The sequence below is a fragment of the Bacillus cereus group sp. BfR-BA-01408 genome, assembly GCF_022663305.1.
GTDB lineage: Bacteria > Bacillota > Bacilli > Bacillales > Bacillaceae_G > Bacillus_A > Bacillus_A pacificus.
On sequence record NZ_JAKUFF010000061.1, the window covers coordinates 18,921 to 27,901 of the forward strand.

Genomic DNA, 8,981 nt, shown 5'->3' on the forward strand with positions numbered 1-8,981 from the left:
AGTATTAGATTAATTCATGCTTTTTGTTATATATAATTTTATTTAATACACTTACTGAAATTATTTAAAGGAGTACCTATTTTACTTTCGAATATAATATATAAATAAAGTATATAGGAGGCGCAAAATGTCTGATGGCATCCAGTTATTTATTATCCTTTTTGTTGTATTCGTTATGTTTAGCATCATAAACTTTTTAGCAATTTCCCTATCTCAACATAGCTTTAAAAGAAGGGTTTTGGCAGGCTTCATATTTTTACTACTAATGCCTATTATTTTTTTGACAATTACGGCACTCACTTCTATATTGGATAACGCTGGTTTGGGAGCAATTAACCTAACCTCTTCTATTGTAAATGTATACATTTTAAACGGCATTGTCATTCTTCTTTCCGCTTCATTTATCCTCAAAAAACAAAATATAAGATAGCACATTAGGTATGAATCTGGATTACATTTGATTCATGCCTTTTTATTTTAAAAACTCTACCTTCCCCAATTTAATGGACAGTAAGACCCCCACTGATTAAAGTTTCACTTTATATGAAATTAAATAATTCTTTATAAAAATTTAAACTTTATTTATTACAATATTCGTATCGCATTCGCACGTTTATCGAAAATGAAAAGAAAGGAGTACAAAATGAAAAAGGTTCTATTCATTATTCCGTTATTCATTATACTACTCAGTGGATGTAGTAATAATGACATATACGGTACTTGGGAAGTCATTGATAACAAAAACGGTCTTTGTCCTGTATCGTATAAATTTGAAACAGTTGTAAAAGAAGAAAAGAAAGAAAAAATCATTCAATATTTAGTAGAGATGCAAACAACGAAGAAAAAAGATGATTTATACAAAGGTTCATTTGTTAAGGATTCTAATGTATATCACATTGATTATGGTAACTCATTTACATCAGATCAAACTTTAAAAGTTGTCGATGGCAAATTAAACGTATACTTTTATGCAGTGGAAAAATTATGTACATATAAAAAGAAATGATTACTCTTCATTTAAAACGCAGAAAATGTTTTCTGCGTTATTTTTATCCTCCCTCTAAATTTGTCAATCGTTTTAATTTTCATAAAAAAATGATAAAATGTACTCATGTGTTTTCAGAATAATTAAAAACGCAGAAAGAAAACACTGTTTTTAGGAGGGGTTTTGATGACTTACACGTTAGCAACTAGAATGAAAGCATTCCAATCTTCTATATTTAGTGAATTAGGGGCCTATAAAAAAGAAAAGATTGCAACAGGCCACAAAATGATTGATTTAAGTATCGGGAATCCTGATATGCCACCTGCTGATTTCGTAAGAGAAGAAATGGTACATACAGCAAATCAAAAAGAAAGCTATGGATACACATTAAGTGGTATTCAAGAATTTCACGAAGCTGTAACTGAATATTACAACAACACTCATAATGTTATATTAAATGCCGATAAAGAAGTTTTATTATTAATGGGGTCACAGGACGGACTCGTTCATTTACCTATGGTTTATGCGAATCCGGGAGATATTATATTAGTTCCTGATCCAGGATATACAGCTTATGAAACAGGAATTCAAATGGCTGGAGCAACATCTTACTACATGCCTTTAAAGAAAGATAATGGTTTCTTACCTAACTTAGAGCTAATTCCTGAAGAAATTGCAGATAAAGCGAAGATGATGATTTTAAACTTCCCAGGGAATCCGGTTCCAGCAATGGCTCATGCAGATTTCTTTAAAGAGGTAATTGTATTCGCGAAAAAGCATAATATTATTGTTGTCCATGATTTTGCTTATGCTGAATTTTATTTTGATGGTAATAAACCAATTAGCTTCCTCTCTGTACCTGGCGCTAAAGAAGTTGGCGTAGAAATCAACTCTTTGTCAAAAAGTTATAGTTTAGCAGGTAGTCGTATTGGATATATGATTGGAAATGAAGAAATTGTTCGTGCGCTTACCCAGTTTAAATCCAATACAGATTACGGAGTGTTTTTACCAATTCAAAAAGCGGCATGTGCTGCACTAAAAAATGGCGCTGCTTTTTGTGAGAAAAACCGCGGTATTTATCAAGAACGTAGAGATACTTTAATCGATGGGTTCAAAACATTTGGCTGGAATGTCGATAAACCAGCTGGTAGTATGTTCGTTTGGGCTGAAATTCCGAACGGCTGGACTTCTATAGATTTCGCATACGCATTAATGGATCGTGCGAATGTCGTTGTTACGCCAGGTCATGCATTTGGACCTCACGGAGAAGGCTTTGTACGTATTGCACTCGTTCAAGATAAAGAAGTGTTACAACAAGTTGTTGAAAACATTAGGAATAGCGGTATTTTTTCTCTTGAAAAAATTAATGAATTAGTTAAAAATTAATGAATAACTCCCCTGCTAAACTGTAGCAGGGGTATTATTTATTGGAGGTACTTTCATATGCATATTAAGGACACTCTTCCTCATCGTTATCCATTTTTAATGATTGATAAAGTAACAAATGTAAAACAACGCGAATCCGTTACAGGATATAAACTCATTACAAATAATGAGTGGTTTATAAATGATAGTCAAAAACATATGCCTCATATGTTAATTGTAGAAGCACTTGCTCAGCTTAGTGCATTTGTACATACGAGTGACTCTGAAGGACTAGGCTTTCTCTCCTCTTTAGATGGAGTTGTATTCCACGGAAAAGCATATCCTGGTGATAAACTTGATTTACATTATGAGCTAACTCGCAATCGCCGAGGTTTTATTCTAGGTAAAGGCACCGCAACTGTTAATAATCACCCGATTGTAACGATAGAAAAGCTATTAATATATCAAGCTGATTAGAGTGTTCCTTACATTAGTTGAGAGTATGATTTAACACGAAAGCATATTACGTAGTTAGGAGCAGGTAAATGGAAAGTACGATCGGTATCGATGCTGGAGGAACATTAACGAAAATTGCTTATTTGAACGAAAAAATGCAATTAGCTTTTGAAAAGTTTTATTCAAATGAACAAAATAAAATAATAGATTGGCTTAAGCAAAACACTGGTAAAAAACAAATATGTATTACAGGTGGTAAAGCAAAACAATTACAGCAACTACTTTCAAACTCATATAAAATAGTAGAACTAAATGAATTTGAAGCTACTCTTATAGGCGTCCGATACATTTTAAAAGAAGAGAAGTATGATATAAACAACTTTATTTTAACAAATATCGGTACAGGTACTTCTATTCATTACGTTTATAATGACCAATATATTCGAGCTGGCGGAACTGGTGTTGGCGGTGGTACTATTATGGGACTTTCAAAATTGTTAACAAATCTAGAGCATTTTGAAGATGTGATCCCTTTAACAAAAGTAGGTTCTAGAAAAGAATTAGATATTACAGTTGGTGATATTTATGGCGGTATTCTCTCCCCTATTGATAATAGTTTAACTGCAAGCAATTTTGGTAAAGCCGCTACTATAGAATCAATTTATAATAGCTCAGATATACTTGCTACTGTACAAGGACTCGTCGGTGAAGTCGTTACTGCATTAAGCCTTCAATTCGCCGAAACAAAAAACATTGACCATATTATTTATATTGGTTCGACTCTATGTAATAACATACATCTTCAAAATATTATTAGTAACTACACAAAATATCAAAATAAAATACCTATTTTTTTACAAGATGGTGGTAATAGCGGTGCGATTGGAGCTTTACTTCATGTTGCGAATATAAAAAGCTGACTTTTGTCAGCTTTTTTGCAACGGTACTTCAAATTCAATAATTGATTCCCCGTTCTCTCCAATTCGCTCTACACTAATTCTATCAATTACACATTGTAACTTTTGAGGGAAACTATGAATTTCCTTAGCTACTTCAGCTGCTAACTCCGCACTTTCTTTTCTCCCGACTGTTACATGCGGTATGTATGGAATATCTTCTTTTAAAAATTGGATTAAAGGTCCTGTATACAGCAAGTCATGTAGTTCTTCTATTTGTTCTTTCCCTCCCTCAACTTCTAAAAACAAATAGTTTCCTACACTAGTGATACGATTTGCAAACTCAATTTCAATTTTGCCTACCCCTTTTGATAAATTCAAAATATGAGATTTTAATTCATCATTTGAAATATTACTCTTAAATGGAAATACGATTGTTATATGCGGTGGAATTAATCCAAATAAAGGATCATGTTTTTGTCTAATGTCCTCTATTTTATCGATGGACATGTTATTTAGAAAGACTAAAATATTACGCATTTTTATCCCTCTACTTTCCTCTCATTTTAATATGTATCGTATTCTATGATAGCCTTGAACATCAACAAATTATTTTGCTTACATGTAAAAATAAAAACTTCTCAAACGAGAAGTTTTTATTTAGCATGATTACTAGTCCCACGCAAAACTTTCCTAAACTTTATATAACAAGCAATTCTCCAAGGAATAATATACGATACTGCAACGACGTAAAATAATAAACCTATCGTTTGTTGATCTAAATTAGCAATATATTTCCTTGAACCATACCTTAAAACGATAAGTGCAATAAAAGTAATTAAAAAGGCAACACTTTTTTTCGTATAAATATTCCCATCATCTCTTCGTTCATAATTTGTTAATACTATAAGCGGCACAGCGAAAAGTACCCCAATGAATACCGCTATAACTACTTGTAATATAGCTGGATGTACGGGACCAAAAAACCATATAATCCCTGGTGTTAAAAATAATAATGGCCATAACATACGTTTTCCTGATCCCTTTATTGGCTTATGCATGGAGCGATAACGACGCCAGAATATTAATAGTGCAATCCCTAAAAAGACTGTAATGAGTGAAGATGTGTCTCCCATTTGCTATCCTTCTCTCTATAGTAATCTAATAATATTTCAAATCGTTTTTTCGAATGATACTTTACGAATAAATATACTACTAGTTATGATATAAAGAACAGTTAATCCAATTGAAATAACAGTAAAATACGGTATATCTACTAAAGATCCATCACTCGTAAATAATAAACCGGTTACCCCTGCTTCTCCATAAAGTACACTATTTGTTGATAAGAAAAGGGTCCCACCAATCATAAGACCGATCCACTGAAATCGTTGTTTAAAAACTACTACCACTTGAAAGAAACATGCTGTTGTAACATAAAATAAAAAGTGCAAAATAAATTGTTGTACCGATTGCTCTCCAAAACTAACATTTACTAAATTATATTTTATATCTTGTAAAAGCATAACTTGAAGAAATGAAAATAATGCAGATTGCAATACGATATAACAAATTGCCCCGATAAAATATTGTATTCTCGTTACACCGAATGAAACTGCTAAACGAAATAGCTCATCTTGTATGATGAAAACACTCCCTACTATAAATAACATAATTGCTATTGAAGGGTTATTTATAATTTCGGGTAAATAACCCATGTTCACTCCATTTAAATGAGCAGCATTTAAAACCCCTTTTATTAATAAGGCTACAATCCAAAATATTAAAATTGCTTTATAATGAAAATTAATATGTAACTTTAACTGCTTCATTAACATCGTCATTTCACTTCACCACCAGTTATATGTATAAATAGTTTTTGTAATGTAATTCTATCAATTACTAAACCTTCTTCTTCAAGAGAATAATAATCTTCATTCGAAAGTTCTTCCCATATAACAGTAATGCTTTTATTCCCATAGACTTCTCGATTTATTACTTTCTTTTTTATCGAAAATTCATTTACTTTATCTTTTTTTCCTGAAATAATATGAGCTTGTTGCAATAAATCTTCTACCGATGATTGAACAACTAGTTTTCCTTCTTTTATGATGATCACATCTTCAATCACATGGGTTACTTCTTCTACTAGATGTGTTGATAATATAATTGTTCGTGGATACTCACCGTAATCTTCTAGGAGTAGACTATAAAATAATTCACGATGTGCTGCGTCTAAACCTGTAGTTGGTTCATCAAAAATAGTAATTGGTGCCCTACTTGCTAATCCTTGAATAATTCCAACAACTGTTTGCATACCGTGTGATAGCTTATGATATTTCACTTTCATATTAAGCTGAAATTTATTAGCGAGTTCTTCAGCATACTTTCCATCCCAGTTTTTATAAAACATGCTACACATCTTAAAAATATCTTTTACTTTATAACTGAAATGTGCTTCTTCTTTCACTCTAACAAAACAAATATTTTGCATTGCTTTACTATTTTCAAAAACATTTTCACCAAATATTGATATGCTACCACTACTTGAAGTAATTTGGCCTGCAAGTAAATTTAATAGTGTCGTTTTTCCTGCACCGTTTCTACCGAGCAAACCATATATTTTATGCTCTTCCAATGAAATCGTTACTTCATTTACTGCTACTTTCTTTTTATATTTTTTCGTTATATCTTTCGTTTCAAGTGGAATCATCCCTCTTTCCCCTCCTTCGTAATTTTTTGAATCATATCCATCAATTCATCTTTTGATATTTCTAATACTTTTGCTTCTTCCCACACTTTCGGTAAATATTCGGTCATAAAAGTATTTTGTCTTTTTTTAAGTACGACTTCTTTCGCTCCTTTTGCAACAAACATTCCGATCCCTCTCTTTTTGTATAGAATCCCTTCGTCAACTAATACATTTACCCCTTTAGCTGCAGTAGCTGGATTTATTTGTAACATCTTCGCAAATTGATTTGTTGATGGAACTTGTTCTTCTTCAAGCAATATATCTTTTAAAATATCAGATTCAATCGTTTCTGCAATTTGTAAGTATATTAATTTATTTTGCTCCAGAGTAGGTTTCACAATTTCACCACCTTAGTTCGGTTCATAGGTTCATTACTTATGTAATTAACCATACCACATAAACATATTCATTTCCATAAATTTCTTTTACAAAAAAAGAGAGTCATTCGTTTAAGAATGACTCTCTTTCTAAAATTTTGAAGTTTCAACTCTTGTTCTTAAATTCTTTTCATTTATACCATTTTGACAAAAGTTAAATTGTTGTCCTTTTATTAACTTTGTACGATCTACTATTTGCCCTAAATGATAACTTGTGTGCTCCACTAAATGTAATAAACTATGAAGTTCAATATGTCTTTTTTCTTCCCATGCTTGTATATATGCTTTTCCCCATTCATCAAATACCTTTTCAACGTACTGTAGCAAAACTTCAGTATGTTGTCGTTTTGTTGGAAAATACTCCTCGATTCCCTTTTCAAAAACTATATTTGGATTTTTATAACGACTAGTATTTCTCTGCATATGTTCACAAATATGTAGTACGATTCCACCAATTGAATTAACAGACTCCCCTTGTTTCCATAAATTCTCTTCACTAACAAACTGAACTGCCTGTACTAACTTAGGTAAATAATGAGCCTGTATTCTATGATAAGAAATTTTGTATACTAACTCCATCTTTGTCCCTCCAATTATTTCGACTACTTTACTGGATGTTTAACAAATAAAGATTTTCGGAAATCTTTATCATTCACAAGCCTATTCATTTTTTCGTTATTATCATTAAGGAACTTTACTACTTTCTTTTTATCCCATATATTATCTTCTTTTGGAAAATCATTAAAATTTTCATACAATATTGGTAGTATTTCTTCTCTTTTTATCGTAAACTTTTTATTTTCTACTTGGAAATCAAAAGCTTTTGCATTTGGTACTAAAATCGCTAGATAAATAGCATTAAAGAGAAAATTCTTCTTTATTGTATCCTTACCATCAAACCAATACGTCTCAACCATGTCTTCTGTAAGGGGGCCATTCCCTTTTGCACCATAGTTCACCTTTATACTTTCATTCTCTAAACTTACACTTTGAAATGTTTCACCACCAGGTAAATGATTAACAATTGCAACTACATCTGAGTTATTCCCAACGTATGTCCCTGCATATTTATTAAAATCACCAGGTTCAACATCGGATATTTCTTTTATTCTTTCTCCTCTAGAACAAGCAGTAATACATAAAAAAATTGTTAGCATAACAACTACATTACGATGCATATATTTCATTTAGCATCCCCCATTTTTATCGATATTTCGTTAATTACAATACACCTTCTCAAAACCCTTTAAAATATACGCATTTTAATCAAAATTAAAAATTTTCATTTTTTTATGTTTACAATTATCCATTAATTGTATATACTTACTAACGTAAGAAAAATATTCTAAAAGGAGGTCGAAGGAAATGATGAAATTACAATTACATGCTTTAACTTTAGCGTTAACTGCACCTGTGTTTTCTGGACAATTCAATATGAATTCGACCACCCTAATGGAGAATTGAAAATCGTACATTATTTCGATTAATTCATAAATTCGCCACAGGAGGTCGTATACTTTCCTGTGGCTTTTTCACGCCTAGCCATAGGAGAACTATATCTTCCTGTGGCTTTTTTGTGCGATTTTTTAGTCTCTTACATTATTTTTTAAAGAAAGGAGCAACATTCGATGACTATTAGCGTATTGTTTTTAAGTATTACGATTCAAAGAAATAAAATTTCTAAAGATAAAATGTTTCATAATGAGCAAATAGAAAAAGCTATGAATGATGTTAAGGAGCGCCAAGCACTTTATTGTGATCACATGTAATTCCTTTTCGAAAGGAGGAATTCATTTATGACTTTTCATATTTTCTTTTTTACGACTGTACTTCAGAAAAACACTTTAACTGAAGCTGAGATCCATCGTAAACAGCAAATAAAACAACTGACTGATAAAATGACTGACATTAAAAGTTCATATTATACGCATATGTATTAAAAATATATTTTTAAGGAGAACTACCTTCATGAAATTTAAAGCATTCTTTTTAACGATCACCATTCAAAAACGTAAACTTTCTCACAACGAAATTTTACGTGAGCAACACATTCAATCCATTATGGACGAAGTAAAAGAGCGTCAAGCTTCTTATTACAGCCGTCTTTTCTAATAAACTTATAAAGGGGTTTTATCTAATGAAATTTAAAG

The 8,981-nt window shown here is 31.5% G+C and carries 15 protein-coding genes; 8 read left to right on the forward strand and 7 right to left on the reverse strand.

What is annotated here, in order from left to right:
* Positions 1-127: 127 nt before the first annotated feature.
* From MR083_RS20470 to coaW, 5 genes are all read left to right on the forward strand, one after another.
* Positions 128-430: a hypothetical protein gene (locus MR083_RS20470; protein WP_046647399.1), complete on the forward strand. Its 303-nt coding sequence runs from the start codon at positions 128-130 to the stop codon at positions 428-430.
* Between the two features lie 213 nt (positions 431-643).
* On the forward strand, positions 644-1,006 hold the full coding sequence (locus tag MR083_RS20475) for a hypothetical protein (protein ID WP_000756368.1): 363 nt from the start codon (positions 644-646) through the stop codon (positions 1,004-1,006).
* A 165-nt stretch (positions 1,007-1,171) separates the two neighbouring features.
* Positions 1,172-2,371: an LL-diaminopimelate aminotransferase gene (locus MR083_RS20480; RefSeq protein WP_242269770.1), complete on the forward strand. Its 1,200-nt coding sequence runs from the start codon at positions 1,172-1,174 to the stop codon at positions 2,369-2,371.
* 57 nt (positions 2,372-2,428) lie between these two features.
* Positions 2,429-2,827, forward strand: coding sequence for a 3-hydroxyacyl-ACP dehydratase FabZ family protein (locus MR083_RS20485; RefSeq protein WP_242269771.1), 399 nt, complete (start codon positions 2,429-2,431; stop codon positions 2,825-2,827).
* Between the two features lie 68 nt (positions 2,828-2,895).
* Positions 2,896-3,726, forward strand: coding sequence for a type II pantothenate kinase (gene coaW, locus MR083_RS20490; RefSeq protein ID WP_242269772.1), 831 nt, complete (start codon positions 2,896-2,898; stop codon positions 3,724-3,726).
* A 6-nt stretch (positions 3,727-3,732) separates the two neighbouring features.
* Here coaW and MR083_RS20495 read toward each other — a convergent pair whose 3' ends face one another.
* The 7 genes from MR083_RS20495 to MR083_RS20525 all read right to left on the reverse strand — a co-directional run bounded on the left by MR083_RS20495 (position 3,733) and on the right by MR083_RS20525 (position 8,018).
* Positions 3,733-4,242: a 2'-5' RNA ligase family protein gene (locus tag MR083_RS20495; RefSeq protein WP_242269773.1), complete on the reverse strand. Its 510-nt coding sequence runs from the start codon at positions 4,240-4,242 to the stop codon at positions 3,733-3,735.
* A 116-nt stretch (positions 4,243-4,358) separates the two neighbouring features.
* Positions 4,359-4,838, reverse strand: coding sequence for a CcdC family protein (locus tag MR083_RS20500; RefSeq protein WP_000502989.1), 480 nt, complete (start codon positions 4,836-4,838; stop codon positions 4,359-4,361).
* A 36-nt stretch (positions 4,839-4,874) separates the two neighbouring features.
* On the reverse strand, positions 4,875-5,546 hold the full coding sequence (locus MR083_RS20505) for a DUF4052 family protein (protein WP_242269774.1): 672 nt from the start codon (positions 5,544-5,546) through the stop codon (positions 4,875-4,877).
* Positions 5,543-6,415 carry an ATP-binding cassette domain-containing protein gene (locus tag MR083_RS20510; RefSeq protein ID WP_242269775.1) on the reverse strand — a complete coding sequence of 291 codons (873 nt, stop codon included), beginning with the start codon at positions 6,413-6,415 and terminating at the stop codon, positions 5,543-5,545. Before MR083_RS20510 ends, MR083_RS20505 begins: the two co-directional genes overlap by 4 nt.
* Positions 6,412-6,792, reverse strand: a complete 381-nt coding sequence (locus MR083_RS20515; RefSeq protein ID WP_000805194.1) for a GntR family transcriptional regulator — start codon at positions 6,790-6,792, stop codon at positions 6,412-6,414. The genes MR083_RS20510 and MR083_RS20515 overlap by 4 nt, the downstream gene beginning before the upstream one ends.
* Before the next feature lie 129 nt (positions 6,793-6,921).
* Positions 6,922-7,410 (reverse strand): DinB family protein, encoded by a 489-nt coding sequence (locus MR083_RS20520; protein WP_242269776.1) that lies wholly within the window; start codon positions 7,408-7,410, stop codon positions 6,922-6,924.
* Between the two features lie 23 nt (positions 7,411-7,433).
* Positions 7,434-8,018, reverse strand: a complete 585-nt coding sequence (locus MR083_RS20525) for a DUF4825 domain-containing protein (protein ID WP_000876555.1) — start codon at positions 8,016-8,018, stop codon at positions 7,434-7,436.
* Between the two features lie 441 nt (positions 8,019-8,459).
* Between MR083_RS20525 and MR083_RS20530 the strand changes: the two genes are divergently transcribed.
* The 3 genes from MR083_RS20530 to MR083_RS20540 are packed head-to-tail and all read left to right on the forward strand — an operon-like array spanning position 8,460 to position 8,943.
* Entirely contained in the window at positions 8,460-8,600 is a 141-nt protein-coding gene (locus MR083_RS20530) for a YrzI family small protein (protein WP_000156180.1), read from the forward strand.
* Between the two features lie 27 nt (positions 8,601-8,627).
* On the forward strand, positions 8,628-8,771 hold the full coding sequence (locus MR083_RS20535) for a YrzI family small protein (RefSeq protein WP_000142732.1): 144 nt from the start codon (positions 8,628-8,630) through the stop codon (positions 8,769-8,771).
* Between the two features lie 28 nt (positions 8,772-8,799).
* Positions 8,800-8,943 carry a YrzI family small protein gene (locus MR083_RS20540; RefSeq protein WP_000668957.1) on the forward strand — a complete coding sequence of 48 codons (144 nt, stop codon included), beginning with the start codon at positions 8,800-8,802 and terminating at the stop codon, positions 8,941-8,943.
* Positions 8,944-8,981 lie beyond the last annotated feature (38 nt).

Excerpts from the sequence above, each read along its gene's own strand:
- MR083_RS20470 (WP_046647399.1), top strand. The coding sequence starts at position 128 with ATGTCTGATGGCATCCAGTTATTTATTATCCTTTTTGTTGTATTCGTT.
- MR083_RS20475 (WP_000756368.1), top strand. The coding sequence starts at position 644 with ATGAAAAAGGTTCTATTCATTATTCCGTTATTCATTATACTACTCAGT.
- MR083_RS20480 (WP_242269770.1), top strand. The coding sequence starts at position 1,172 with ATGACTTACACGTTAGCAACTAGAATGAAAGCATTCCAATCTTCTATA.
- MR083_RS20485 (WP_242269771.1), top strand. The coding sequence starts at position 2,429 with ATGCATATTAAGGACACTCTTCCTCATCGTTATCCATTTTTAATGATT.
- coaW (WP_242269772.1), top strand. The coding sequence starts at position 2,896 with ATGGAAAGTACGATCGGTATCGATGCTGGAGGAACATTAACGAAAATT.
- MR083_RS20495 (WP_242269773.1), bottom strand. The coding sequence starts at position 4,242 with ATGCGTAATATTTTAGTCTTTCTAAATAACATGTCCATCGATAAAATA.
- MR083_RS20500 (WP_000502989.1), bottom strand. The coding sequence starts at position 4,838 with ATGGGAGACACATCTTCACTCATTACAGTCTTTTTAGGGATTGCACTA.
- MR083_RS20505 (WP_242269774.1), bottom strand. The coding sequence starts at position 5,546 with ATGACGATGTTAATGAAGCAGTTAAAGTTACATATTAATTTTCATTAT.
- MR083_RS20510 (WP_242269775.1), bottom strand. The coding sequence starts at position 6,415 with ATGATTCCACTTGAAACGAAAGATATAACGAAAAAATATAAAAAGAAA.
- MR083_RS20520 (WP_242269776.1), bottom strand. The coding sequence starts at position 7,410 with ATGGAGTTAGTATACAAAATTTCTTATCATAGAATACAGGCTCATTAT.
- MR083_RS20525 (WP_000876555.1), bottom strand. The coding sequence starts at position 8,018 with ATGAAATATATGCATCGTAATGTAGTTGTTATGCTAACAATTTTTTTA.
- MR083_RS20530 (WP_000156180.1), top strand. The coding sequence starts at position 8,460 with ATGACTATTAGCGTATTGTTTTTAAGTATTACGATTCAAAGAAATAAA.
- MR083_RS20535 (WP_000142732.1), top strand. The coding sequence starts at position 8,628 with ATGACTTTTCATATTTTCTTTTTTACGACTGTACTTCAGAAAAACACT.
- MR083_RS20540 (WP_000668957.1), top strand. The coding sequence starts at position 8,800 with ATGAAATTTAAAGCATTCTTTTTAACGATCACCATTCAAAAACGTAAA.